The sequence below is a fragment of the Tropicimonas sp. IMCC34043 genome, from assembly GCF_003390845.1.
In the GTDB taxonomy this organism is placed as follows: domain Bacteria; phylum Pseudomonadota; class Alphaproteobacteria; order Rhodobacterales; family Rhodobacteraceae; genus Tropicimonas.
Genome location: NZ_QMEK01000001.1, coordinates 707,860 through 733,372, shown reverse-complemented (window position 1 = coordinate 733,372; position 25,513 = coordinate 707,860). Strand labels below are relative to the sequence as shown.

General features: G+C 65.9%; 18 protein-coding genes. 15 read left to right on the top strand and 3 right to left on the bottom strand.

Annotated elements, in window-relative coordinates:
* Nucleotides 1–24: 24 nt before the first annotated feature.
* Nucleotides 25–1,566, bottom strand: a complete 1,542-nt coding sequence (locus DQG17_RS03370) for an acetolactate synthase large subunit (RefSeq protein ID WP_116131357.1) — start codon at nt 1,564–1,566, stop codon at nt 25–27.
* A 257-nt stretch (nt 1,567–1,823) separates the two neighbouring features.
* Here DQG17_RS03370 and DQG17_RS03365 point away from each other — a divergent pair, with 257 nt between their 5' ends.
* Together DQG17_RS03365 and DQG17_RS03360 are read left to right on the top strand one after the other, a co-directional pair.
* Nucleotides 1,824–2,717 (top strand): aldo/keto reductase family oxidoreductase, encoded by an 894-nt coding sequence (locus DQG17_RS03365; protein ID WP_116131356.1) that lies wholly within the window; start codon nt 1,824–1,826, stop codon nt 2,715–2,717.
* 40 nt (nt 2,718–2,757) lie between these two features.
* Nucleotides 2,758–3,255, top strand: a complete 498-nt coding sequence (locus DQG17_RS03360; RefSeq protein ID WP_116132562.1) for a flavin reductase family protein — start codon at nt 2,758–2,760, stop codon at nt 3,253–3,255.
* 75 nt (nt 3,256–3,330) lie between these two features.
* Here the strand turns inward: DQG17_RS03360 and DQG17_RS03355 are convergent, their stop codons facing one another.
* A complete protein-coding gene (locus DQG17_RS03355; protein WP_157973506.1) occupies nt 3,331–4,035 on the bottom strand; it encodes a gamma-glutamylcyclotransferase in 705 nt (234 codons plus the stop codon).
* A gap of 561 nt (nt 4,036–4,596) precedes the next feature.
* Here DQG17_RS03355 and DQG17_RS03350 point away from each other — a divergent pair.
* From DQG17_RS03350 to DQG17_RS03320, 7 genes are read left to right on the top strand one after another with little or no spacing between them, the layout of a single operon-like run.
* Nucleotides 4,597–6,990 (top strand): glycogen/starch/alpha-glucan phosphorylase, encoded by a 2,394-nt coding sequence (locus DQG17_RS03350; RefSeq protein WP_116131354.1) that lies wholly within the window; start codon nt 4,597–4,599, stop codon nt 6,988–6,990.
* Between the two features lie 49 nt (nt 6,991–7,039).
* Nucleotides 7,040–9,253: a 1,4-alpha-glucan branching protein GlgB gene (gene glgB / locus DQG17_RS03345; protein ID WP_116131353.1), complete on the top strand. Its 2,214-nt coding sequence runs from the start codon at nt 7,040–7,042 to the stop codon at nt 9,251–9,253.
* A 32-nt stretch (nt 9,254–9,285) separates the two neighbouring features.
* Nucleotides 9,286–10,557: a glucose-1-phosphate adenylyltransferase gene (gene glgC, locus DQG17_RS03340; RefSeq protein WP_116131352.1), complete on the top strand. Its 1,272-nt coding sequence runs from the start codon at nt 9,286–9,288 to the stop codon at nt 10,555–10,557.
* Complete coding sequence (gene glgA / locus DQG17_RS03335; protein ID WP_116131351.1) at nt 10,554–11,987, top strand: glycogen synthase GlgA; 1,434 nt, start codon at nt 10,554–10,556, stop codon at nt 11,985–11,987. Before glgC ends, glgA begins: the two co-directional genes overlap by 4 nt.
* A gap of 28 nt (nt 11,988–12,015) precedes the next feature.
* Nucleotides 12,016–14,088 carry a glycogen debranching protein GlgX gene (gene glgX, locus DQG17_RS03330; protein WP_116132561.1) on the top strand — a complete coding sequence of 691 codons (2,073 nt, stop codon included), beginning with the start codon at nt 12,016–12,018 and terminating at the stop codon, nt 14,086–14,088.
* On the top strand, nt 14,085–16,016 hold the full coding sequence (malQ, locus tag DQG17_RS03325) for a 4-alpha-glucanotransferase (protein WP_116131350.1): 1,932 nt from the start codon (nt 14,085–14,087) through the stop codon (nt 16,014–16,016). Before glgX ends, malQ begins: the two co-directional genes overlap by 4 nt.
* Before the next feature lie 3 nt (nt 16,017–16,019).
* Nucleotides 16,020–17,651 carry an alpha-D-glucose phosphate-specific phosphoglucomutase gene (locus DQG17_RS03320; RefSeq protein WP_116131349.1) on the top strand — a complete coding sequence of 544 codons (1,632 nt, stop codon included), beginning with the start codon at nt 16,020–16,022 and terminating at the stop codon, nt 17,649–17,651.
* A 194-nt stretch (nt 17,652–17,845) separates the two neighbouring features.
* On the opposite strand, the gene DQG17_RS03315 is transcribed toward DQG17_RS03320, so the two are convergent.
* Nucleotides 17,846–18,883 (bottom strand): aldo/keto reductase, encoded by a 1,038-nt coding sequence (locus DQG17_RS03315; RefSeq protein ID WP_116131348.1) that lies wholly within the window; start codon nt 18,881–18,883, stop codon nt 17,846–17,848.
* Nucleotides 18,884–19,053: 170 nt separating this feature from the next.
* On the opposite strand from DQG17_RS03315, the gene DQG17_RS03310 reads away from it, so the two are divergent.
* The 6 genes from DQG17_RS03310 (at nt 19,054) to DQG17_RS03285 (ending at nt 25,499) form a co-directional block, all read left to right on the top strand.
* Entirely contained in the window at nt 19,054–19,956 is a 903-nt protein-coding gene (locus DQG17_RS03310; protein ID WP_116131347.1) for an AraC family transcriptional regulator, read from the top strand.
* A gap of 212 nt (nt 19,957–20,168) precedes the next feature.
* Nucleotides 20,169–21,131, top strand: coding sequence for a galactofuranose ABC transporter, galactofuranose-binding protein YtfQ (gene ytfQ, locus DQG17_RS03305; RefSeq protein WP_304466271.1), 963 nt, complete (start codon nt 20,169–20,171; stop codon nt 21,129–21,131).
* A 96-nt stretch (nt 21,132–21,227) separates the two neighbouring features.
* Entirely contained in the window at nt 21,228–22,739 is a 1,512-nt protein-coding gene (locus DQG17_RS03300; RefSeq protein WP_232829310.1) for a sugar ABC transporter ATP-binding protein, read from the top strand.
* Nucleotides 22,736–23,782 carry an ABC transporter permease gene (locus DQG17_RS03295; protein WP_116131345.1) on the top strand — a complete coding sequence of 349 codons (1,047 nt, stop codon included), beginning with the start codon at nt 22,736–22,738 and terminating at the stop codon, nt 23,780–23,782. The genes DQG17_RS03300 and DQG17_RS03295 overlap by 4 nt, the downstream gene beginning before the upstream one ends.
* Nucleotides 23,779–24,771: a galactofuranose ABC transporter, permease protein YjfF gene (yjfF, locus tag DQG17_RS03290; RefSeq protein ID WP_116131344.1), complete on the top strand. Its 993-nt coding sequence runs from the start codon at nt 23,779–23,781 to the stop codon at nt 24,769–24,771. The genes DQG17_RS03295 and yjfF overlap by 4 nt, the downstream gene beginning before the upstream one ends.
* On the top strand, nt 24,768–25,499 hold the full coding sequence (locus DQG17_RS03285; protein WP_116131343.1) for a FadR/GntR family transcriptional regulator: 732 nt from the start codon (nt 24,768–24,770) through the stop codon (nt 25,497–25,499). The genes yjfF and DQG17_RS03285 overlap by 4 nt, the downstream gene beginning before the upstream one ends.
* Nucleotides 25,500–25,513: the final 14 nt, after the last annotated feature.

Sequence of the window (25,513 nt, the reverse complement as noted above, 5' to 3'; positions counted from 1 at the left end):
GCCGCAGGGCCGCGACGCCGCGGCCTAGCAGACAGCCTCGATCAGATAGGGGCCCGGCCGGTCCAGACCTTCGCGCAAGGCGGCAATGAACTGGCTCATGTCGACCGCCCGCGCCGCCGGCACCCCATGCCCGCGGGCAAGCGACACCCAGTCAAGCACCGGGTCTGTCAGATCGAACATCTGCGCCGCGGTTTCGCCCGGCTTTTCGACCCCGACATTGGCAAGCTCGCCCCAAAGGATCTTGTAGCCGCGGTTCGCCAGTACCACGACCGTCACGTCCAGTTCCTCGCGCGCCATCGTCCACAGCGCCTGCAGCGTGTACATGGCGGACCCGTCGCCCGTCAGCACCACCACCTTGCGGTCCGGGCAGCCGACCGCCGCCCCCACCGCCAGCGGCAACGCCTCGCCGATGGCGCCACCGGGATTGTTCAGCCAGTCGTGGCGCCGGGCATGGCGGGTGGCGTCGGCCAGCGGCTGACCGGCGGTCACGCTCTCATTGACCACGACCGCATCCTCGGGCAGCAGCGCGGCAAGGGCCTGCCCCAGATTTTCGATGCTCATCGCCCCCTGCGGCAGTTCGGGCAGGTCGAGCGACAGCAGCGCCGGTTCGACAGCCTCGGCGCCGGTCAAGTCAGCCAGCGCCTTCAGCGTCCAGGCGATATCCATGTCCGGCGCACAAAGATCGAGGATCGGGCAGCCCGCGGGTTCGGGCGTCGATGGCTTGTCGGGATAGGCGAAGAACGCCACCGGCCGGCCCGCCCCCAGCAGCACGATTTCGGAGACATCCTTCAGGATCGCGGCGTTCTCGAGCACCGGATAGTGCAGGCATTCGATATCGACCGCGCCGGCCCCGCGTTCGATCCGCGGCACGAAGTAGTCGCTCATCAGCCGGCATCCGGTCCGGGCGGCGATCTGTCCCGCCACCCTGGAAAGATCGCCATAAAGCGCCGCACCGCCGACGAACAACGCGGCCCCCGGGCGCCACAGCGCCGCGGCCGCCGCGGCAACCAGCGTCTTGCTCGGGCGCTGCGGCGGCACCGGCGCGCGCGAGGAGGCAATGCCCTTGGCCTTGTCCCAGGCTGCATTGGCCGGCAGCACCAGCGTCGCGATCCGGCCGTTCCCGGACATCGCGGCACGGATCGCGTCGGCGCCGTCCCAGGCGACCGACGCCGCATCGGTGGACGACCGCACCCAATGCGAGACCGACCGCGTCACGCCCGCAATGTCGCCCTTCAGCGGCGCGTCATAGCGCAGATGATAATCGGCATGGTCGCCGACGATGTTCAGCACCGCGCTGTGCGCCTTGCGCGCGTTGTGGAGGTTGGCATAGCCATTGCCGAAACCGGGTGCGAGGTGCAGAAGCGTCGCCGCCAGACGCCCGGTCATGCGGAAATAGCCATCCGCCGCCCCGGTCGCCCCGCCCTCGAACAGGGTCAGGATACAGCGCATCTCGGGATGCAGATCGAGGGCCGCCACAAAGTGCATCTCGGACGTGCCGGGGTTGGCAAAGCAGACATCGACATCCCCCGCCAGCAGTGTCTTCACCAGACTTTCCGCACCGTTCATGCCCGCTCTCCTGTTCGCACTCGTTCGCCAGGCGCCATGGCGGCTGCCGGCCCCGAAACCTACTGCGGGCCCGTCCGGCACCGGTGGCCTCGGGCATCCGCACATCGCCGCCTGTTTCCAGAGCCATAGTCCAGTCGCGCCGAAATGCCGATGGTGAAACCGTCGCAACGCCGCATCGATCCGGCGTCAGGGGCTTGTCCCCATGCACCCGGCGTGGTGGTGTGAGCGCGGGGTCGCCGGACGAGGGAGTGCACAGGATGGAACGGGTCGAACTGACGGTCGGGCTGGAGCTCAGCCGGATCGTCTATGGCATGTGGCGGCTTGCAGACGACCGCGACACCTCGCCAAGCCATATCCAGGCCAAGATCGAAGCCTGTCTGGAACAGGGCGTGACCAGCTTCGATCATGCCGACATCTATGGCCGCTATACCACCGAGGCACTGTTCGGCGCAGCGCTGAAGGCCGCGCCGCATCTGCGCGGGCAGATCGAGGTCATCACGAAATGCGGCATCGTGGCAAAGTCCGGTCCCTTTGCCGACCGGCGGGTCAACCACTATGACAGCAGCCCCGCGCACATCGCTGCGTCGATCGACCGGTCGTTGCGCAATCTCGCGGTCGAGCGGATCGACCTGCTGCTGATCCACCGCCCCGACCTTCTGATGGACCCGTTCGACACCGGCCGCGCCCTGGACGAGGCGGTGGCCTCGGGCAAGGTGCGGGCGGTCGGTGTCTCGAACTTCCGGCCCCACGACTGGCAACTGCTGGAAAGCGCGATGGACAACCCGCTGGTGACCAACCAGATCGAGATCAGCCTGCTGGCCCACACGCCACTGACCAACGGCGATGTCGCCTTCCTGCAGGAACGCGGGGTCGCGCCGATGGCCTGGTCGCCGCTTGCCGGCGGCTCGCTTCTGTCCTCGGGGCTGAGCCGGATGAACGAGACGCTCGAAGAGGTCGCCGCGCGCGACGGGGTCGATCCGACCGCGGTCGCCATCGCCTGGCTGCTGGCGCATCCGGCCTGCATCCTGCCCGTGCTCGGCACCAACACCCTGGCACGGATCAAGACATTTTCCGACGCCTTCCGGGTCACCATGGACCGCGAGACGTGGTACCTGCTCTATGCCGCGGCGCTTGGGCAGGACGTGCCCTGAGATGAGCGCGCCACAAGAGCGGCAAGTGCAGGAAACCGCGATGACCCAGACATTCATGCCCGGACCGGGCCAACAACGCGCCTATCGCACCGCACTTGCGGCCTTTGCGACCGGGGTCACGGTGGTGACCTGCCGCAGCGACGAGGGACCGCTCGGGTTTACCGCAAGTTCCTTCACCTCGGTCTCGCTCGATCCGCCGCTGGTTCTGTGGTGCCCGGCGGTGACCTCGCCCCGGCACGATGCCTTTGCCGCAGCCGAACATTTCTCGATCCACGTGCTCGGGGTTCATCAGCGGGCGCTGTCGGACCGCTTTGCCATGGACGCGCGGGATTTCACCGGCGTCGACTGGTCCGAGGGTCCGGCCGGCGTGCCGTTGCTTGCGGATTGCCCGAGCCGGCTCGATTGCCGGCTGTTCGCGACCTATCCGGGGGGCGATCATACCATCGTGCTGGGCCAGGTCGAACGGGTGGTGCACACCCCCGGCGCGCCGCTGGTGTTCGCACTGGGAAGTTACGGACGGTTCGACGAAGAAATCTGATCCCACAGCGAACCCGGACTCGCCCAGAACCTGTCGCATTCCGGGCTGGCGGGGCGAACGGCCCCCGCCACCCTGTCACCTCTGCTGTGCGCCGCGTTCCAGCCGTTCGGCCACCCGCTCCTGCAGCCGCCAGAGATAGCGGTCATGGATGCCGCGCTCCTCCAGATGCACGACCGTGCTGCGGAGGTATTCCGCCATCGAGCCGCGCTCGCCAGCCGCGGTCGCCAGGGCTTCGACAACCACATCTTCGGTCAGGTCCGGCAGATAGGCGGGGTGCGATCTGTCCATGACGACCACGAGCGCCCGGACCGTTCCGGCATCGGTGCGGGCGTTGACCCAGCGCATGTGCAGGCTCTTCCAGCGCACCGGATGTTCCCGCCGAACGATGGCCGTCAGGTTCTGTTCCATCGTTTCGGGCGCGAGGCGATAGACCACGCCGCGGCAGGACCCGCCCCGGTCGAGCGCCAGCATGACCCCGGGCCGTTCCGGCGTGCCGCGATAGATCCGCACCCAACCCACACAGAAGGACCGCCGCCACCCCGAGATCGTGCCAGGCCGTTCTTCGACAAAGTCGAAACCGGGCTCCCAGATCAGCGAGCCATAGGCAAAGATCCAGACATCCCCCGACGCCGGCGCCCCCGCCAGCAGGTCTGCCACCGCACCGGCATAATCTGCGTCCGAAGGCAGGTCGCCGCGCCCCGCCAGACCGCCGCTCTTGCCGTCATGCGGCGGCACGAGGGCGACCAGCTCTTCCGTCAGGCGCATTTTCCGTGGCAACATCACGCCTCCCCTTTTGGGATCTCGATGCGGACCTGCCAAGGCGCGCAACCGTTCCAAGACCCGTGAAAGCCCCCGATTGTTGCGCAGGAATGGTCCCTCCGGCAATTGAAACTTCCGCCCGACTGCACGGCCTGACCGGCTGCCTGAGCGATCGCAATACGCGGCTGACGCAGCATTGCTGGCCGGACAGCTCGGGATTTTCGGCGGAAATTCCATCTTTTGATGGCTATCGGGGGCACCCGTTTCCTGCCCCATTTCAGGCGATCCTGCACCGGGCGGGCGGCCGACGTCGCCACGGATCGCTCCTCCGACCCCGCATTCGCCGCCATTTTTCGGAATGTTTGCAGGCACCTGCGCGGCCATCCCTGGCCTGCCCGTTTCGCGGGCAGACTGCGTCACACCCTGCCCAGCCGACCGGCGCTACCCGATTGCTGCACTGCCGCGTCGATCCGTATCGATGCCCCCGACCGGCGGGGGCTTGCGTGCCCCTGCGGGCTCGGGAATAACCGGGGTGAAATGCGCCGCGCCCTCCTCCCCGTGGCTGAAACGAGGTTTCCCGACATGACACCAGCCGAAATGAAAGACGCGATCCTGCACCATCTGGTCTATACGCTTGGCAAGGACGCCGGTCATGCCAAGACCTATGACTGGCGCATGGCGCTGTCCTTTGCGGTGCGCGACCAGATCGTCGACAGCTGGTTTGCCGCAACGCGGCGCAGCTATGGCGGCGGCCTGAAGCGGGTCTATTACCTGTCGATGGAATTCCTGATCGGCCGGCTCCTGAAGGACGCGATCATCAATATGCGGCTGGAAGAAGCGGCAATCGATGCGCTGACGGAACTGAAGATCGACTATCGCGAACTGCTGGAGGACGAACCCGACGCAGCGCTTGGCAATGGCGGGCTCGGGCGTCTGGCCGCGTGTTTCATGGAATCGATGGCAACCATCGGCTGCCCGGCCATGGGCTATGGCATCCGCTATGAGAACGGGCTGTTCCGGCAGCGGTTCGAGAACGGCCGCCAGGTCGAGGAACCCGAGGACTGGCTGAACCAGCGCCACGCCTGGGAGTTCGAGCGCCCCGAGGTGTCGATCGACATCGGCTTTGGCGGCCATGTGCAGGAGATCGGCAGCCGGGCCAACTGGTATCCGTCGGAAATGCTGATCGCCATGGGCCACGACACGCCGATCATCGGCTGGGACGGCCGCTGGGCCAACACGCTGCGCCTGTGGGAGGCGCGGCCGATGCACGGGTTCGACCTGCAGCGGTTCAACCGCGGCGACTATGCGGCGGCCGCCGAACCCGAGGCTCTGGCGCGGACGCTGAGCCGGGTGCTCTATCCCGACGACACCACCGAACAGGGCAAGGAACTGCGGCTGAAGCAGGAGTTCTTCTTCACCTCGGCCTCGCTGCGCGACATCCTGCGCCGGTTCGAAAGCGAATACACCGATCTGAAACAGCTGCCGAAGAAGGCCGCGATCCAGATGAACGACACCCATCCGGCGATTGCGGGTCCCGAACTGGTGCGGATCCTGCACGACGAACGCGGGATGACCTTTGAAGAGGCGGTTCGGATCGCCCAGGCGACGCTGTCCTACACCAACCACACCCTGCTGCCCGAAGCGCTGGAGCGCTGGTCGGAGGGGCTGATGGGCCGGCTGCTGCCGCGGCATCTGCAACTGATCGGCCGGATCGACGAGTTGCACAAGCGCGAGACCGGCAGCCAGAACGTGCGGGTGCTGGAACACGGCCAGGTCAAGATGGGCGAGTTGAGCTTCATCATGGCGCACAACGTCAACGGGGTCTCGGCGCTGCATACCGACCTGATGAAAACCACGGTGTTCAAGGACCTGCACAACCTGCATCCGAAGCGGATCGTGAACGAGACCAACGGGGTGACGCCGCGGCGCTGGCTGCTGTCGTGCAACCCGCGCCTGTCGGGGCTGATCACCGAGGCAATCGGCGAGGGCTGGATCGACGATCTGGACCAGCTGGAGAAGCTCGAGCCTTTCGTCGAGGATGCGGGCTTTGTCGACCGCTACATGGCCGCCAAGCGCGCCAACAAGGTCGAGCTGACCTCGTGGATCGCCGAGAAGCTGCAGATCAGCGTCGATCCCGATGCGATCTTCGACATCCAGATCAAGCGGATCCACGAATACAAGCGCCAGCACCTGAACGTGCTGGAGACCATCGCCCACTGGCAGGCGATCCGCGACAACCCGAACGCCGGCTGGACGCCGCGGGTCAAGATATTCGGCGGCAAGGCGGCGCCGGGATACTTCTTTGCCAAGGACATCATCCGGCTGGTCAACGACGTCGCCCGCGTGCTGAACAGCGACCCGCTGACCAGCCGCTATCTGAAGGTGGTCTATCCGCCGAACTACAACGTCAGCCTTGCCGAACGGTTGATCCCGGCTGCAGATCTCAGCGAACAGATCTCGACGGCGGGCAAGGAGGCGTCGGGCACCGGCAACATGAAGCTGACGCTGAACGGCGCGCTGACGGTCGGCACGCTCGACGGCGCCAATGTCGAAATCCGCGAATGCGTGGGCGCCGAAAACTTCTTCTTGTTCGGGATGACCGCCGAAGAGGTGATGACACGGCGCCAGGTCGGGGGCCACGCGGCCGAGGCGATCGCCGCCGACGAACGGCTCGGCCGGGCGATCGAGGCGATCCGCTCGGGCCGGTTCAGCGCCGAGGAGCCGGGCCGCTATCACGGCATCGTCGACAACCTGACTCACCACGACTATTTCATGGTCTGCTCGGATTTCACCGATTACTACCGCACCCAGCGCGAAATCGACGGGGTCTTCCTGGACACCGCGAAATGGGGCCGGATGGCGGCGCTGAACACCGCGCGTTCGGGGTATTTCTCGTCGGACCGGACAATCCGCGGCTACATGGCCGACATCTGGAAGGCCGAGGCGGCATCAACGGGCGAAGACGCCGCACAATAGGAACAGACGCCGGGCTTGCGGCCTGACCACGAAAGAGTAGCCTGTGTACATGACCGACACACCTGCTCTGTACCCGCAATTGCCCCTCTCCCCGGAATCGGCTCAGCAGATTGCCGCAGGCGCTCTGCGTGATCCCTTTGCGATCCTCGGCCCCCACGACTCGGCGGGCAAGATCTGGGTCACGACCTTCGATCCGGGAGCGGTGTCGATGGATGCCATGATCGATGGCACCGCCTGGCCGTTGACCCCGGTGCGCGGCGCGCACGGGGTGTTCTGCGGCGAGATACCGGCGCGCGTCCCCTATCTGTTGCGCGGCACCTCGGCGGCCGGCCAGAGCTGGGAGAACGACGATCCCTATCGCTTTGGCCCGGTGATCGGCGAGATCGACGAATACCTGCTTGCCGAAGGCACGCACCAGCGGATCTGGACCGTTCTCGGCGCCCACGTGATGCAACACGAGGGCGTGGAGGGCACGCATTTCGCGGTCTGGGCGCCGAACGCACAGCGCGTGTCGGTGGTCTGCGACTACAATTCCTGGGACGGACGGCGCTCGCCGATGCGGCTGCGCGGGGCGACCGGCGTGTGGGAGATCTTCATCCCCGGCATTGCCGAGGGTGCGGCCTACAAATACGAGATCATCGGCGCGCAGGGCCAGTTGATGGCGCTGAAATCCGATCCGGTCGGCTTCGGCTCGCAGCATCCGCCCGAGACCGCGAGCGTCGTGCGCGACATCCGCGGCTATGGCTGGCACGACGACAACTGGATGCACGAGCGCGCCGCCAAGAACCGCTTTGACGCACCGATCTCGATCTACGAAGTGCATCTGGGGTCGTGGAAGCGCCTGCCGGAAGACGGAAATCGACCGCTGTCCTACAAGGAAGCGGCGGTCGAGCTGGTCGCCTATGCCAAGGACATGGGTTTCACCCATCTGGAGTTCCTGCCGCTCAGCGAATTTCCGTTCGATGGCTCCTGGGGCTATCAGCCGATCGGACTGTTCGCGCCGACGATTCGGCACGGGCCGCCGCACGAATTCCGCGACCTGATCGACGCCGCCCACGAGGCCGGTCTGGGGGTGATCCTCGACTGGGTGCCGGGGCATTTTCCGACCGACGTGCACGGGTTGGCGCAGTTCGACGGCACGGCGCTCTACGAACATGCCGATCCGCGCGAGGGGTTCCACCGCGACTGGAACACGCTGATCTACAACTACGGCCGCACCGAGGTTGCGAACTTCCTGATCTCGAACGCGCTCTACTGGCTCGAGGAATACCATATCGACGGTCTGCGCGTGGATGCGGTCGCCTCGATGCTCTATCGCGACTATTCCCGCGAGGACGGCCAGTGGATTCCCAACAGGGATGGCGGTCGCGAGAACTACGAAGCGATCTCGATGCTGCAGCGGACCAACTCGATCTGCTACGGTCAGGTACCGGGCATCATGACCGCGGCCGAGGAAAGCACGAGTTTTCCGGGCGTGTCGAAGCCCGTCGATGCCGGCGGGCTCGGCTTTGGGTTCAAGTGGAACATGGGGTGGATGAACGATACGCTCGATTACATCGAGCGCGATCCGATCCACCGCCAGCACCACCATCATCAGATGACCTTCGGCATCCACTATGCCTTCAGCGAGAACTTCATCCTGCCGATCAGCCATGACGAGGTGGTGCACGGCAAGGGCAGCATGCTCACCAAGATGCCGGGGCTCGAGGGCGAGAAGTTCGCCAACCTGCGCGCCTATTACGGCTTCATGTGGGGTCATCCCGGCAAGAAGCTGCTGTTCATGGGCTGCGAGATCGCCCAGTGGTCGGAGTGGAACCACAATGGCCAGATCGACTGGGCCGCGGCCGAATACCGGACCCACGCCGGGGTGCAGTCGCTGGTGCGCGACCTGAACCTGCTCTATCGCGCGACGCCGGCGCTTTATGTCAAGGATTGCGAGCCAGGCGGCTTCGAGTGGCTCGAATCGAACGACACCGACAATTCGGTCTATGCCTGGGTGCGTCGCGGCAAACCGAAGGACGGCGAAGTGGTCGTGGCCTGCAACATGACCCCGATCGAGCGCAACAGCTATCGCCTGGGCCTGCCCCGGGGCGGCCGCTGGCGCGAATTGATCAACACCGACGATACCAAATACGATGGACAGGGACGTGGCAACGGCAGCGGGATCGTCGCAGAGGACATTCCCTGGATGGGTCAGTCCCATTCGGCGTGCGTGACCCTGCCGCCGTTGAGCACACTCATGCTGGCCTGTGAAGGGGAGTGACAGTCCGGCGCCGAGGAGAGGAGAAACCCCATATGAAACCAGCACTCGTTCACACGCGGCTGTCTGGCCGGACCATGGCCTTCGTCCTGGCTGGCGGACGCGGCAGCCGGTTGAAGGAACTGACCGATACCCGCGCAAAGCCCGCGGTCTATTTCGGGGGCAAGACGCGGATCGTCGACTTCGCCCTGTCGAACGCGCTCAATTCCGGCATCCGCAAGATGGCGGTGGCGACCCAGTACAAGGCGCATTCGCTGATCCGCCATTGCCAGCGCGGCTGGAACTTCTTCCGGTCCGAACGCAACGAGTTCCTCGACATCCTGCCCGCCTCGCAGCGGGTCGATGACAGGTGGTACCGGGGCACTGCCGACGCGGTCAGCCAGAACATCGACATCATCGATGGCTACGAGATCGACTACCTGCTGGTTCTGGCGGGCGACCATATCTACAAGATGGACTATGAAATGATGCTCGAGCAGCACGTGGACAGCGGGGCCGATGTCACCATCGGCTGCCTGACCGTGCCGCGCGAAGAGGCCAGTGCCTTTGGCGTCATGGACGTGGACGAGACCGGGCGGATCATCGCCTTCATCGAAAAGCCGGCCGATCCTCCGGGGACCCCCGATGACCCCGATATGACGCTGGCATCCATGGGGATCTATGTCTTTTCCTGGCCCTTCCTGCGCGAACTGCTGCGCAAGGATGCCGAGGACCCCAATTCGAGCCACGATTTCGGCACCGACCTGATCCCGATGATCGTCAAGGGCGGCAAGGCGGTGGCGCACCGTTTCACCGACAGCTGCGTGAAGTCGACGCCCGAGGCCCCGGCCTACTGGCGCGACGTCGGCACCATCGACGCCTTCTGGAAGGCGAATATCGACCTGACCGATTTCGTGCCCGATCTCGACCTGTGGGATCACACCTGGCCGATCTGGACCTATTCCGAGTCGGTACCGCCGGCAAAGTTCATCCATGACGAGGAAGGCCGGCGCGGGACGGCCGTATCGTCGATGATCTCGGGCGGTTGCATCGTGTCGGGGACCGAGGTGCGCAATTCGCTGATGTTCACCATGGTGCGCACCAATTCCTATGCGGTGCTCGACCATGCGGTGATCCTGCCCTACGCCACGATCAACCGGTATGCCCAGTTGAAGAACGTCGTGATCGACCGCGGGGTGATCATTCCCGAACGGCTGGTCGTGGGCGAGGATCCCGAAGAGGATGCACGCTGGTTCCGGGTGTCATCGGGCGGGGTCACGCTGATTACCCAGGCAATGCTCGATCGGCGGGCGGCGGCGCTCTCATGAAGGTACTCTCGGTCGCGTCTGAATGCGCACCGCTGATCAAGACCGGCGGGCTTGCCGATGTGGCGGGCGCCCTGCCCGGCGCGCTGGCGCGGCAGGGGGTCGAGATGCGCACCTTGCTGCCGGGCTATCCGGCGGTGCATGACGCGCTGGAAGGCGGCACCCAGGTGATGACCGACAGCAACCTGTTCGGCGGCCCGGCACAGGTTCTGCACGGGACGGCGGCTGGGCTCGATGTCTATGTGCTCGATGCCGCGCACCTGTTCTATCGCGAGGGCGGGCCCTATGCCGCGCCCGACGGGTTCGACTGGTGGGACAATGCCGACCGGTTCGCGGCGCTCGACTGGGTGGCGGCGCAGCTCTGTACCTATGGCGCCGCGGGCTGGAAGCCCGATGTGCTGCAGGCGCACGACTGGCAGGGCGGGTTTGCCGCGGTCTATCTGCAGCGGCTGGGCGGCGCGCAAAGCGTCGGTTCGGTGCTGACGATCCACAATATCGCCTTCACCGGCTCGGTCGGCGCCGACAGGCTGGGCTGGCTTCGCCTGCCGGCCGAGGGCTACAACCCCGGCGGCTTCGAGTTCTTTGGCCGGATCAGCGCGCTGAAGGCCGGCATCGCCTATTCCGACAAGGTCAACACGGTCTCGCCGACCTATGGCCAGGAACTGATGACGCCCGAGTTCGGCATGGGCTTTGACGGGGCGCTGCGGGCGCGGGGTGCCGATTTCAGCGGCATCCTGAACGGCATCGACACCGATGTCTGGGATCCCGCGACCGACCCGGCAATCGAGACTTTCAAGTCCCCGCGCACCAAGACGAGGGCGCGGGCCGCACTGGTCGCGGAATTCGGGCTGCTGCCCGATCAGGGGCCGATCTGCGTGGTGGTCTCGCGGCTGACCGAACAGAAGGGGCTCGACCTGCTGCTCGATGCGCTGCCGGAGCTGCTGGATCGCGGCGGCCAACTGGTGCTGCTGGGCTCGGGCGATCCCGCGCTCGAACAGGGATATCTCGCGGCGGCGGCAGCAAACCCCGGCCGTGTCGCGGTGCGGATCGGCTATGACGAACCGATGTCACACCGGATCATCGCCGGGGGCGATGCGATCCTGGTGCCGTCGCGGTTCGAACCTTGCGGCCTGACACAGCTTTACGGGCTGCGCTATGGCACGATCCCCGTCGTCGCGACGACCGGCGGGCTGGTCGACACCGTGATCCCGCTGACCGTGGCAACCCGGCTTGCGGGGGCCGCCACCGGGATTCAGTTCCGCTCCGGCAACAGCGATGCATTGCGAGGCGCCATTGCCCAGCTCTGCACCGTCTATTCCGAGCCAGAGGTCTGGACACGGATGCAGCAGGCCGCCATGAAGCATCCGGTGGGCTGGGACGTTTCTGCTGCCGCCTATGCCGCGCTTTATGCGGAAGCTGCCAAAACTCCGTGAGGTGCTGTTGAGACATCCCGAATATGTCATGTCCGCCGGGCGGCCTAACCCGCTTGGGGCAACCTTCGATGGCGACGGCGTAAATTTCGGGGTCTTCTCCGAAAACGCCACATCGATGGAAGTGTGCCTGTTCTCGTCCGATGGCAAGACCGAGACACAGCGCCTGCGCCTGCCCGAGCGGGACGGGGATGTCTGGTACGGTTATGTCTCGGGCCTGCGGCCGGGGCAGTATTACGCCCTGCGCGCCCACGGACCCTATCGCCCCGACATCGGGCACCGGTTCAACCCCAACAAGCTGCTGCTCGACCCCTATGCGAAACGGCTGACCGGCATGCCGGTCTGGCACGATGCGGTCATGGGCTATCAGATCGGGTCGAACGCGCGGGACCTGTCGTTCGACACCCGTGACAGCGCCCCCTACATGCCGCGATGCGTGGTCGAGGACACGGCGTTCTCGTGGGGCTATGACCACCCGCCGCGCACACCCGTCGCCGAGAGCGTGATCTACGAGGCGCACGTCAAGGGGCTGACCAAGCTGCATCCGGACGTGGCACCCGAGGGCACGTTCCTTGGCATCGCCAACGATGCGATGCTGGATTATTTCACCAAGCTCGGGATCACGGCGATCGAACTGCTGCCGGTGCAGTCGTTCCTGACCGACCGGTTTCTCTATGACAAGGGGCTGACCAACTACTGGGGATACCAGACGCTGGGGTTCTTCGCGCCCGATCCGCGGTACCTGTCCGAAGACCGGATCAGCGAGTTCCAGCAGATGGTCGCCCGCCTGCACCATGCCGGCATCGAGGTCATCCTCGACGTGGTCTACAACCACACCTGCGAGGGCAACGAGCTTGGCCCGACGCTGTCCTTCCGCGGGCTCGACAACCGCAGTTATTACCGGCTGCTGCAGGACAAGCGGTACTACATCAACGACACCGGCACCGGCAACACGCTGAACCTCGACCATCCGATGGTGCTGCGGCTGGTGATGGACAGCCTGCGCTACTGGGTGCAGGTGATGCATGTGGACGGCTTCCGGTTCGACCTGTGTTCGACGCTGGGACGCACGGATTACGGCTTTGATTCCGGCGCGTCGTTCTTCGATGCGATCCGGCAGGATCCGGTGCTGACCCAGGTCAAGCTGATCGCCGAGCCCTGGGATATCGGCCCGGGCGGCTATCGGCTGGGCGGGTTCCCGCCGCCGTTTCACGAATGGAACGACCGGTTCCGCGACGGGGTGCGCCGGTTCTGGCGCGGCGATCCGGGGCGTGCCCCCGATCTGGCCGGCCGTCTGACGGGGTCTGCCGCCGAGTTCGACCATTCCGGCCGGCCCGCCACCGCCTCGGTCAACCTGGTCACCGCGCACGACGGCTTCACGCTGGAAGACGTGGTCAGCTTCAACGGCAAGCACAACAGCGCCAATGGCGAAGACAACCGGGATGGCCATTCCGAGAACTATTCGGACAATTTCGGCTGGGAAGGTCCGACCGACGACCCCGACATCCGCGCCGCCCGCGACCGCCGCAAGCGGGCGATCATGGCCACCCTGTTGATGAGTCAGGGCACGCCGATGATTCTTGCGGGCGACGAGATGGGCCACAGCCAGGGCGGCAACAACAACGCCTATTGCCAGGACAACGAGACCAGCTGGATCGACTGGGACAATGCGGACCACGAGTTCCAGGCCTTTACCGCGATGCTGATCAAGTTCCGCAAGGAACATCCGATCCTGCGCCAGAAGGTGTTCCTGCACGCCCGCGAACGCCGCATCGACGGCCGCGAGGACCTGTTCTGGTGGCGCGCCGACGGCAAGCCGATGTCAACGGCCGACTGGGTCGATCCGGCGCTGCGCATCGTCTGTGTCGAGATGCGCACCGCCTCTGGCACTCCGTTGTTTTCGGCCACGGAATCGGCGATTTTCGCCGTCTTCAACGCCGGCGGCGACGCAACCGTACGACTGCCGAGCCCGCCCAAGGGCCAGCGCTGGCTGTGGGAGATCGAATCCGCCGGGGTCGAACTGCCGCTTGGTCCGGTGCGCAAGACCGAGGTGAAGGTGCCCGCTCAGTCAGTCTCGGTCTTCGTGCTGGAGCCCTTTGCATGAGCGATCCGCTGCACGATCTGGCCCGGATCTCGGGGATCCACGAGGATTTCTGGGACCTTTCCGGCCGAAGGATCGAAACCGCACCGGACACGGCGCGGGCGCTTCTTGCTGCGATGGGCCGGCCGGCCGGCACCGATGCCGAGGCGGCCGCGACCCTTGCCGCCGTGCAGGCCGAGGCGGCCGCTCGCCCCCTGCCCTGGTGGCTGGTGCTGGAACCCGACACCCCGTCACACCACACCCTGCCCCGCACAGTCGCCTCTATGCGGCTGATCCATGAGGACGGCACGGAAATCGCGCTTGCCCCCGGCGCCGAGATCGGGCTGCCGGCGCTGCCGCTCGGCATCCACATCCTGGTCGTCGACGGCCATCAGACGACGTTGCTGGTCGCACCGGCGCGGCTGCCGCTGCCCGAACGCGACTGGGGCGTGACGCTGCCGCTCTATGGTCTGCGAACCGCGGACGAAGGCGGGATCGGGGATTATCGCGATCTGGCGGTGGCAGCCGCGGGTCTTGGCGCCGCGGGCGCGGCCTTTGTCGGGCTGAATCCGGTCCATGCCGGGTTTCCCGCCGATCCGAATGCCTTCAGCCCCTATTCGCCCAGCCACCGCCGCAGGCTCTCGACCAGCCACATCGCGGTGCCGGGGTTCCGGCTGAAATCCTCGGGCGCGCTGATCGATTATCCCGCAACGCTCGCCCATCAGCGCGAGGCGCTCGAGACCGTGTTCGACCTTGCCGAGGCCGATGGCCCCGACCCCGCGTTCGAGACCTTTCTCGAGACCGGCGGCGCCTCGCTTTTGCGGTTCGCCACCCATCAGGCGCTGTCGGACATCGACGGCTCCTATTGGTGTCATTGGCCCGCCGCCTATCAGAACGCCGCCTCGGCCGAAGTCGCCAAGTTCCGTGCCGCCAATCCGCGCCAGATCCGGTTTCATGCCTGGCTGCAGTATCTGGCCGATCGCCAGCTTCTGGCGGCGGCCGAGGCAGCAAAGGCTGCGGGGATGCGGTTCGGGCTTTACCTCGATCTTGCCGTCGGAACCCATCCCCATGGCGCCGAGACCTGGTCCGAACCCGAGGTCTTTGCCAAAGGCGTCTCGCTCGGCGCGCCGCCCGACGCGTTTTCCCCCGATGGTCAGGTCTGGGCGCTGTCGCCGTTCAATCCCCATGCGCTGGCGCGCATGAACTTTCGCCCGCTGGCCGAAACCTTGCGCCGGCAGCTTCGCTATGCCGGGCTGCTCAGGATCGACCACGTGCTGGGCTTCGAGCGTGCATTCTGGGCGCCGGACGACCGCAGCATTCCCGGAACCTATGTCGCCATGCCGCGCGACGCGATGCTGGCAGTGGTGCGGATCGAGGCGGCGCGCGCGGGCGCATCGGTCATCGGCGAGGATCTGGGCAATATCCCCGAAGGACTGCAAGGCGCGCTCGAGGATGCCGGGATCATGGGCTGCCGGGTGGCGATGTTCGAACAGCAGGGCCATGGTTCGTTTCGCCCCCCCGAAGAATATACCGAGATCGCGCTGGCCTCGTTCAGCACCCACGATCTTCCGACCTGGGCGGGCTGGCGCGAGGGGCGCGATATCGAGGCGCGCCACCGGATCGGCATCCTTGACGATGCCGAGGCAGAAAGCGCGCAGGACTGGCGCCGCGACGAGGTCGCAGGCTTCGACGCGCTCGCTGGCAGCAACGGCGACGGGCCCGACCCGATGCACCGGTTTCTCGGCCGGACCAAAAGCCGGCTGGTCGCGTTGCAGATCGAGGACTTGCTCGGCCTTGCCGATCAGGCAAATCTGCCCGGTACGATCGACAGCTATCCGAACTGGCGCCGCCGCCTGCCAGTGACGGCCGAGGCGCTGGCGGGGCTGCCGGAACTGGCGCACGCCGCCAAAATCATGAAAGAGACTGGCCGCAAGACCGGCCGACAGGAGTGAGCGATGGAAACCCTGACCGTTCAGACCCAGCCGATCGAAGGACAAAAGCCCGGAACCTCGGGCCTGCGAAAGAAGACCCGCGTCTTCATGGAACCGCGTTTCCTTGAGAATTTCATCCAGTCGATCTTTACCGGGATCGGCGGGGTCGCGGGCAAGACCCTGGTGCTTGGCGGCGACGGCCGCTATTTCAACGACCGAGCGGCGCAGGTGATCCTGCGGATGGCCGCGGCCCAGGGGGCGGTCCGGGTGATCGTCGGACAGAATGCGCTGCTGTCGACGCCTGCGGCCTCGAACGTGATCCGCAAGCGCAAGACCGACGGCGGGATCATCATGTCGGCCTCCCACAACCCGGGCGGCCCGGACGAGGATTTCGGGGTGAAGTTCAACACCCCGAACGGCGGCCCGGCGCCCGAGGAGGTGACCGACCGGATCTTCGAGGCGACCAAGGTGATCGAATGCTATGACATCGCGGTCACGGAGGATCTGGACCTGTCGACGGTCGGCGAGATCAAGCTTGGCGACATGGTGGTCGAAGTCGTGGACCCGGTCGCCGACTATGCCGAGCTGATGGAGAGCCTGTTCGATTTCGACGCCATTGCGGGTCTGCTGAAATCGGGCTTCCGGATCCGGTTCGATGCCATGCACGCCGTCACCGGCCCCTATGCCAGGGCAATCCTCGAAGACCGGCTGGGGGCAGCCGCGGGGTCCGTGATCAACGCCGTTCCCTCGCCCGATTTCGGTGGCGGCCACCCGGATCCGAACCCGATCTGGGCCAAGGACCTGATGCGAGAGATGTTCCGCGCCGGCGCGCCCGACTTTGGCGCCGCCTCGGATGGCGATGGCGACCGCAACATGATCCTCGGCGCCGGGGCCTATGTCACACCTTCCGACTCGCTCGCGGTTCTGGCCGCCAACGCCCATCTCGCCCCGGGCTATGCCAGGGGGCTCGCCGGGGTCGCACGCTCGATGCCGACCTCGGGGGCTGTCGACCGGGTTGCTGCCGCCCGCGGGCTTGACTGCTACGAGACGCCGACGGGCTGGAAGTTCTTCGGCAACCTGCTCGATGCCGGGCGGGTGACGCTGTGTGGCGAGGAAAGTGCCGGCACCGGCTCGGACCACGTGCGCGAGAAGGACGGGCTATGGGCGGTGTTGCTGTGGCTGAACATCCTTGCCGTGACCGGCAGGTCGGTGTCGCAGATGCTGGCCGATCACTGGGCCGAGTTCGGCCGGAACTATTATTCGCGCCACGACTACGAGGGTGTCGACAAGGCCTCGGCCGAGGCGCTGATGAACAACCTCAGGTCGCAGTTCGCGACCCTGCCGGGCCGGAGCTTTGCCGGCAAGACCGTCGCCAGTGCCGACGAGTTCGCCTATGACGATCCGGTCGACGGATCGCATTCGGCCGGTCAGGGGATCCGCATCGGGTTCGAGGGTGGCGGACGGGCTGTGTTCCGCCTGTCGGGCACGGGCACCGTCGGAGCGACGCTGCGGGTCTATCTCGAAGACGTCTGCGAGGACCCCGAGGCGATGAACCGCGACCCGCAGGAGGCGCTGGCCGACATCATCGCCGCGGCCGATGCCATCGCCGGGATCCGCGAACGCACCGGGCGGCCGGAACCGGACGTGCGCACCTGATCGCATTCGGGGCGCAAAGCACCCGCCCGCAAGAAGGACGAAGGTTGCGGCGCGGGATGTCAAGCGTCGAGGGGGGCGCTGCCCCCGTCGCGGCAGGCCGCGACTCCCCCGGGATATTTTCGAACAGAAGAAGTGCGGCCAGGCCGGAGAGCCGAACCGGACGGGCGGCGGCCCGTCCGGTCAAGGTCGCGGGCTCAGGCGCCTTCGGTCATCATGTGGGCGCGGTATTCGCCCTGACGTTCCAGCATCCAGCCCGGGTATTCGGCCGGCAGTCTGCTGACCAGATCGAGGGCGGTCAGATCGTCCTCCGAGAGCAGGACATCGGTGGCACCGATATTGTCGGTCAGCTGGCCGATCCGCTTCGCGCCGACGATGACGCTGGTCACCACCGGCTGGTGCAGCAGCCAGGCGAGCGCCACCTGCGCGACCGTCGCCGCGTGTCTTTCGGCAATGCCGCGCATTACCTCGATCGCCTCATAGGCGCGGCCCTTGTCGAGCGGCGGGAAGTCGAAGTTCGCGCGGCGGCCGTCGGCGGCCTTGCCGTCGCGGTCGTACTTGCCCGACAGGAAGCCGCCGGCAAGCGGGCTCCAGACCATCAGGCCGACATTTTCCGATTGCAGCATCGGCACGACCTCGCGTTCGAGGTCGCGGCCGGCGAGCGTGTAATAGGCCTGCAGCGAGACGATGGGGGCAAGCCTGCGCGCCTCGGCGATGCCGATGGCCTTCATGATCTGCCAGGCGGCCCAGTTCGACAGCCCGATATAGCGGACGTGACCGTGGCGGACGAGGGTGTCGAGCGCCTCGAGCGTCTCGACCATCGGCGTTGCGGGATCAAAGCCGTGGATCTGGTAGAGGTCGATGTGGTCGGTGCCAAGCCGCGACAGGCTTGCCTTGACCTGATCCATGATATGGCCGCGCGAGGCGCCGCGCGCGTTCGGCCCCTTGCCCATCGGGCCGAGGACCTTGGTTGCGATCACCACATCCTCGCGGGCGATGCCGAGGTTCTTCAGGGACTGGCCGAGGATCTGCTCGCTTTTGCCATCGGCATAGATGTTGGCGGTGTCGATGAAATTGATGCCGGCGTCGAGCGCGGTGCGCAGGAGCTGATCGGCTTCGTCCTGCTGAAGCTGGCCGATCTGGCCCCACATCCCCTCCGAGCCGCCGAAGGTCATGGTGCCGAGGCAAAGCTCGGAAACGAAAAGGCCGCTGTGGCCGAGGCGACGGTAACGCATGGTGTCGTCCTTTGTCAGATTGGTGCCGGGGCCGGGTGGCCATGGCATGACTGGAAGATGGGCCGACGTGCCGCCCGGGGCCACGCCGATCCTCTCGAATTTCTGCACGATCCTCTCAAACCCGCCAGAACGGCACTGGTCAGCGCGGCGGTGTGGACTAGATTGGGGACATGGACAGAAGCAATCTTGACCACCTGAAAACCCAGGTGCTGAAGCTGTGGCAGCGCCATGGCCGCGAAACGCCGCTGCCCGGGCTGCGCCTGACGGTGGCAGACGGGCCGACGGGGCCGTTTCACGGTGTCTATACGCCCTCGCTCTGCGTCGTGCTGCAGGGGGCCAAGGTCAGCCGGCTGGGCGACCGGGTCTTCCGCTATGACGCGGGCAAATGCCTGATTGCCTCGCTCGACGTGCCGATCCGGGCCGAGATCACGCAAGCCGGACCCGCTGCGCCCTATGTCGCCTTTGCGCTCGGGATCGAGCCTGCGGTCGTGGCCGAACTGATGCTCGAGCAAGGCCCCGCGCAGGCGGTGCTGCGCGAGGGGCCGGCACTCGGGGTACAGTCGCTGCCCGACGAACTGTCCGGGCCGCTGCAACGGCTGCTCGCACTGCCCGACCGGCCGCGGGACATCCCGGTGCTGGCGCCGATGATCCGGCGCGAAATCGTGTGGCATCTGCTGAACGGGCCGCAGGGCGCGATGCTGCGCCAGATCGGTCTGGCCGACAGCCGGACGACGCGGCTGGGCCGCGCCATCGCCTGGATCCGCGAGAACTTTGACCAGACCTTGAGCGTGCCGCATCTGTCGGGTCTGGCCGGGATGAGCCCGGCCACCTTCCACCGCCATTTCAAGGCGGTGACGGCGATGACCCCGCTGCAGTTCCAGAAGACCCTGCGCCTGCAGGAGGCGCGCCGGCTGCTGCTGGCCGAAGGCGCCGATGTCTCGCGGATCGGATTTGCCATCGGCTATGAGAGCCCGTCGCAGTTCAGTCGCGAGTATCGCCGGCTGTTCGGCGCCCCGCCCGGCCGCGACGGTGCCGAGATCCGCCGCAGCGCAGCCGCCACACCCCCGGTCTGAGCCGCCGCCGGACAACGCGTCACCGGGCAGGCAGCCCCGACCCACACCGCCGATGCGGCGGGGTCGGGATGTGACCGCTATCATTCCAACTCCGCCCAAGCTCGCATCACCCGCTGCACGAATCGGCCATGTCTGTGGCAGAAACGTCCATTTACCCCCGTCCAAAAGTCATACTTATTGAGGACGGAGGACGTGTAACTTGGGAGGTTATCGTGAAACTCAGAACTACTCTTCTTGCCACTGCGGTGCTTTTGGCCCCGTTTGGCGCAATGGCAGCAGGCGCCCAGGGCAAGACCGTGGGCTTTTCTCAGATCGGCTCGGAATCGGGCTGGCGGGCAGCTGAAACCACAGTCACCAAACAGCAGGCCGAAGAACGCGGCATCGACCTGAAATTTGCCGATGCGCAGCAAAAGCAGGAAAACCAGATCAAGGCGCTGCGCGGCTTCATTGCCCAGGGTGTCGATGCGATCCTGCTCGCGCCCGTCGTGGCGACCGGCTGGGACGAAGTGCTGGAAGAAGCCAAGGACGCCGACATTCCGGTGATCTTGCTCGACCGCAAGGTCGACGCGCCTGACGACCTCTACATGACCGCCGTCACCTCGGACACGGTCTATGAAGGCGAAGTGGCAGGCAAGTGGCTGGTGGATCACGAAGCCGGCAAGGACTGCCGGGTCGTCGAGCTGCAGGGCACGACCGGCTCGTCGCCGGCCATCGACCGCAAGGCAGGCTTCGAAAAGGCCATCGCCGACGCGCCGAACATCACGATCGTCCGCAGCCAGACCGGCGACTTCACCCGTGCCCAGGGCAAGGTGGTGATGGAGAGCTTCCTGAAAGCCGAGGGCGCCGCGAATATCTGCGCGCTCTATGCCCACAATGACGACATGGCCGTGGGCGCCATCCAGGCGATCAAGGAAGCTGGCGTGAAGCCGGGCGAAGACATCGTTGTCGTCGCAATCGACGCCGTGCCCGACATGCATCTTGCGATGTCGAATGGCGAGGCCAACGCGACTGTCGAGCTGACCCCCAACATGGCCGGGCCCGCCTTTGACGCGCTGGAAGCCTACTGGACCGAGGGCACGATGCCGCCGAAGTGGATCCAGACCGAGTCGAAGCTCTACACCGTCGCCGATGACAACAAGGCCATCTACGACATGAAGAAGAGCCTCGGCTACTGATCGACTACTGCCCGGGCCGTCCTCCCCAACCTGACGGCCCGAAACGCCGCCGGCCTGCAAACTGGTCGGCGGCTGTTGTGACGCTCGGAGCACAAGATGATGAACACCACGAGCGCGCCCGTGCTGCATGCCGCGGGCATCAGCAAGTTTTTCCCGGGCTCGATTGCACTCGATGACGTGGAGCTGACGCTGTACAGCGGCGAGGTGCATGCCCTTCTGGGCGAGAACGGCGCCGGCAAGTCGACGCTGATCAAATGCCTTACCGGCGCCTATCGCCGCGATGCCGGCATGATCCGTCTGGACGGGCAAGAGATCGACCCGCGCGGACCGCTCGACAGCCAGTCGCTTGGCATCGGCACGGTCTATCAGGAGGTGAACCTCCTGCCCAACCTGACCGTCGCCGACAATCTGTTCCTCGGCTGGCAACCGACCCGGCACGGGCTGCTCGACCGCAAGACCATGGTCCGGCGCGCCGGCGAGATCCTGTCGGGCTTCGGGCTGGAGATCGACCCCAGTCTGTTGCTGTCGGCCTATCCCATCGCAATCCAGCAGGTCGTCGCCATCGCACGCGCCGTCGAACAATCGGGCAAGGTGCTGATCCTCGACGAACCGACGGCAAGCCTTGACCGCGACGAGATCGACCTGCTGTTTTCGGTTGTCCGCCAGTTGACCGCGCGCGGCATCGCCGTCGTCTTCATCACCCATTTCCTCGATCAGGTCTTCGAGATCGCGGACCGGGTCACCGTGCTGCGAAATGGCCGGCTGGTCGGCACACGGCAGATGGACGATGTCACCCAGTCCGACATCGTCGAGATGATGCTTGGCCGCCATCTCGAGACCCACCTGCGCCGACGCGACCGGTCTGCCCCGGGCAAATCCCTTCTGAAACTGAAGAATTTCGGCAAGCGCGGCATGATCGAGCCCTTCGATCTGGACCTGCACGAGGGCGAGGTCGTCGGGCTCGCGGGCCTGCTTGGCTCTGGCCGCACCGAGACGGTCAAGGTCATCTTCGGGGTCACGGCGGCCGATCAGGGCAACGCCGAACTGCGCGGCAAGCCGGTCAAGATGGCGAACCCGCGGGAGAGCATCGCCATGCGCTTTGGCATGTGTCCCGAAGATCGCAAGACCGACGGCATCGTCGGCGACCTGTCGGTGCGCGAGAACATCATCCTGTCGCTGCAGGCCCGACAGGGCTGGCACCGGCCGCTGACCCGCACGAAGATCAACGAGATCGTCGATCACTATGTCAAGGCGCTCGATATCCGGCTTGCCAGTCCCGACATGCCGATCCGGCTTCTGTCCGGCGGCAACCAGCAAAAGGCGCTGCTGGCCCGTGCGCTTGCGACCGAACCGGAGCTTCTGATCCTCGACGAGCCGACCCGCGGCATCGACGTCGGCGCGCATGCCGAGATCATCGAACTGATCGAGCATCTGCGCGCCCACGGCATGGCGCTGGTGGTTGCGTCCTCGGAAATGGCCGAGCTTGTGACCTATTCGAACCGGATCATCGTCCTGCGCGACCGCCACCATGTGCGCGAGCTCGAAGGCGACGCGATCAACACTGGCGCCATCGTCCGGGCGATCACGCAGCAGGAGGCGTTGGCATGATTTCGGCAACCCTGAAACGTGTGGCGCCACAGCTGGTGATCCTCGCTGTGGTGCTGTTGATGAACTTCGCGGTGTTCCCCGGGTTCTTCCATATCGAATTCCAGAACGGCCGACTGTTCGGCAACCTGATCGACGTGCTGAACCGTGGGGCGCCGGTCGCGTTGCTGTCGATCGGCATGACGCTGGTCATCGCCACCAAGGGGATCGACCTGTCGGTCGGCGCGGTGATGGCGATTGCGGGCGCGGTTGCGGCGGCCGTCGTTACCGGCGGCGGCGGCTGGCTGACCGCCCTTCTGGCCGCGATTGCGGCCGGGCTGCTCTGCGGTGCCTGGAACGGCATTCTGGTGGCCATCCTGCGGGTCCAGCCCATCGTCGCGACGCTGGTTCTGATGGTCGCCGGGCGCGGGATCGCCCAGTTGATCACCGAAGGCAAGATCATGACCTTCCTCAACCCCGGGCTGATCCACCTTGGCGCCGGTACCGTCGCGGGCATTCCGACACCGATCCTGATCTGGATCGCGGCGGGGATCATCGTCACTGCAATCGTGCGCGGCACGGCGCTGGGAATGCTGATCGAATCGATTGGCATCAACGAGACCGCCTCGCGGCTTGCCGGCATCAACTCGCGCGCGCTGCTGATCGCGGTCTATCTGATCTCGGGCCTCGGGGCGGCGATTGCCGGCGTGATCGTGGCCGCCGACATCAAGGGCGCGGACGCCAACAACGCCGGGTTGTGGATGGAGCTTGACGCGATCCTCGCGGTGGTGATCGGCGGCAACTCGTTGCTTGGCGGACGGTTTTCCATCGTCGCCTCGCTGATCGGGGCGCTGATCATCCAGTCGGTCAATTCGGTCATCCTGCTGTCGGGGATGCCGCCCGAGTTCAACCTGGTCATCAAGGCGCTGATCATCATCGTGATCCTCGTGATCCAGAGCCCCCGCATCAAGCACACGCTGTATCTGCTGCGTGCATCTGCCGGACCCGCCCCGCGCGAGACGACGCTGCACGACACAGACCCCGTGGCAAAGGAGAGCCGGCCATGATCCGTTCGCCCCGCCTGCCCCTCTATATCACCATCGCGACCTTCATCCTGGCCTTCGCGATCTGCGTCTCGCAGTATCCCGCGATGCTGTCCACACGGGTGGTCGCCAACCTGCTGACCGACAACGCCTTTCTGGGTATCGCCGCGGCCGGCATGACCTTTGTCATCATCTCGGGCGGCATCGATCTGTCGGTCGGCTCGGTCATCGCCTTCACCGGGGTGTTCCTGGCGGTCGTGATGCGCGATTTCCCGGTCCATCCGCTGGTCGCCTTCGCGATGGTGCTGGCAATCACCATCAGCTTCGGTGCCGCGATGGGTGCAATCATCCACTATCTCGAGATGCCGCCCTTCATCGTCACGCTGGCCGGCATGTTCCTGATGCGCGGCCTTGCCTATGTGATGTCGACGGATTCGGTGCCGGTCACCCACGACTTCTACAACACGCTGCAGGGGATCTACTGGAAGGCGCCGGGCGGCGGCCGGTTCCGGATGATCGGCGGGCTGATGATCCTGACCTATGTGGTGGCGATGATCGTGCTGCATCGCACCAAGTTCGGCCAGAACGTCTATGCCATCGGCGGCAGCCCGGTCACGGCCAAGCTGATGGGCGTGCCGATCGCCAAGACCACCATCGGCATCTACGCGGTCTCGGGCGGGCTCGCCGGGCTCGCCGGCATCGTCTATTCGCTTTACACCTCGGCAGGCTATTCGCTGGCCACCGTGGGGGTCGAGCTCGATGCGATTGCCGCGGTGGTGATCGGCGGCACGCTTCTGAGCGGTGGCAGCGGGTTCGTCGCGGGCACTTTCTTTGGCATCCTGATCATGGGACTGATACAGACCTACATCGTGTTTGACGGATCGCTGTCGAGCTGGTGGACCAAGATCGTGATCGGAGGCCTGTTGTTTGCCTTCATCATGCTGCAAAAGGGCTTGAGTTGGGCAACGACGATGCGCAGAAAACCCGCGGCCGAATTCGCCACGCGATCATGAGCCTCGCAGCGCCCGGGGCCACCGCGGACCGGGCGTTCACCCACACAGCCAATGTGGTCGAACAGATCGGGATCGCGATTGTCGCCGGTGAATACCCCGAACAGACGATGATTCCGCTCGACCCCGATCTTGAAGAGATGTTCGGGGTGTCGCGTACCGTGGTCCGCGAGGCGAAGAAGACTCTGATCGGCAAGGGGCTGCTCGAATCGAAGGCCAAGGTCGGCACAAGGGTGCGCGCCTCGACGGACTGGAACATGTTCGACCCCGACGTGCTGCGCTGGCATTCGCGCCTGCGCAATCCGCGCCGGTTCCTCGACGAATTGTTCGAAGTGCGGCTGATATTCGAACCCCCGGCGGCAGCGCGGGTGGCACGCCACGCGGGCCCTGCCGCGCAGGAGATCCTGACCCGCCACTGCGATGCCCTTGCGGGGGCGAACAGCCGGATGGCCTTTGCCATGGCCGATCTCGAATTCCACAAGGCGATTCTGCATCTGTCGGGCAACCGGTTCCTGCAGTCGCTGGGCGATCTGGTGCAGGTGGCGCTGATTGCGCTGCTGGAAACCGAGACCCGCGGCGGGGCGCCGAAAGGTCCCGAGGACCTGGCCCGCGTGGCGGCCGAACATCGCGAGATCGTGGCTGCAATTGCCGCCCGCGCCCCCACCCGCGCGTCCGAGGCGATGTCGCGGGTCATCGTTTCGGGCCGGCAGGATCTGATCCTGCCGGGCTGAGCGTGCGGTGCGCC

Excerpts from the sequence above, each read along its gene's own strand:
- glgC (WP_116131352.1), top strand. The coding sequence starts at position 9,286 with ATGAAACCAGCACTCGTTCACACGCGGCTGTCTGGCCGGACCATGGCC.
- DQG17_RS03320 (WP_116131349.1), top strand. The coding sequence starts at position 16,020 with ATGGAAACCCTGACCGTTCAGACCCAGCCGATCGAAGGACAAAAGCCC.
- DQG17_RS03285 (WP_116131343.1), top strand. The coding sequence starts at position 24,768 with ATGAGCCTCGCAGCGCCCGGGGCCACCGCGGACCGGGCGTTCACCCAC.
- DQG17_RS03355 (WP_157973506.1), bottom strand. The coding sequence starts at position 4,035 with ATGTTGCCACGGAAAATGCGCCTGACGGAAGAGCTGGTCGCCCTCGTG.
- DQG17_RS03360 (WP_116132562.1), top strand. The coding sequence starts at position 2,758 with ATGACCCAGACATTCATGCCCGGACCGGGCCAACAACGCGCCTATCGC.
- DQG17_RS03350 (WP_116131354.1), top strand. The coding sequence starts at position 4,597 with ATGACACCAGCCGAAATGAAAGACGCGATCCTGCACCATCTGGTCTAT.
- DQG17_RS03300 (WP_232829310.1), top strand. The coding sequence starts at position 21,228 with ATGATGAACACCACGAGCGCGCCCGTGCTGCATGCCGCGGGCATCAGC.
- glgX (WP_116132561.1), top strand. The coding sequence starts at position 12,016 with ATGTCCGCCGGGCGGCCTAACCCGCTTGGGGCAACCTTCGATGGCGAC.
- glgA (WP_116131351.1), top strand. The coding sequence starts at position 10,554 with ATGAAGGTACTCTCGGTCGCGTCTGAATGCGCACCGCTGATCAAGACC.
- yjfF (WP_116131344.1), top strand. The coding sequence starts at position 23,779 with ATGATCCGTTCGCCCCGCCTGCCCCTCTATATCACCATCGCGACCTTC.
- DQG17_RS03365 (WP_116131356.1), top strand. The coding sequence starts at position 1,824 with ATGGAACGGGTCGAACTGACGGTCGGGCTGGAGCTCAGCCGGATCGTC.
- DQG17_RS03315 (WP_116131348.1), bottom strand. The coding sequence starts at position 18,883 with ATGCGTTACCGTCGCCTCGGCCACAGCGGCCTTTTCGTTTCCGAGCTT.
- DQG17_RS03370 (WP_116131357.1), bottom strand. The coding sequence starts at position 1,566 with ATGAACGGTGCGGAAAGTCTGGTGAAGACACTGCTGGCGGGGGATGTC.
- malQ (WP_116131350.1), top strand. The coding sequence starts at position 14,085 with ATGAGCGATCCGCTGCACGATCTGGCCCGGATCTCGGGGATCCACGAG.
- DQG17_RS03310 (WP_116131347.1), top strand. The coding sequence starts at position 19,054 with ATGGACAGAAGCAATCTTGACCACCTGAAAACCCAGGTGCTGAAGCTG.
- DQG17_RS03295 (WP_116131345.1), top strand. The coding sequence starts at position 22,736 with ATGATTTCGGCAACCCTGAAACGTGTGGCGCCACAGCTGGTGATCCTC.
- glgB (WP_116131353.1), top strand. The coding sequence starts at position 7,040 with ATGACCGACACACCTGCTCTGTACCCGCAATTGCCCCTCTCCCCGGAA.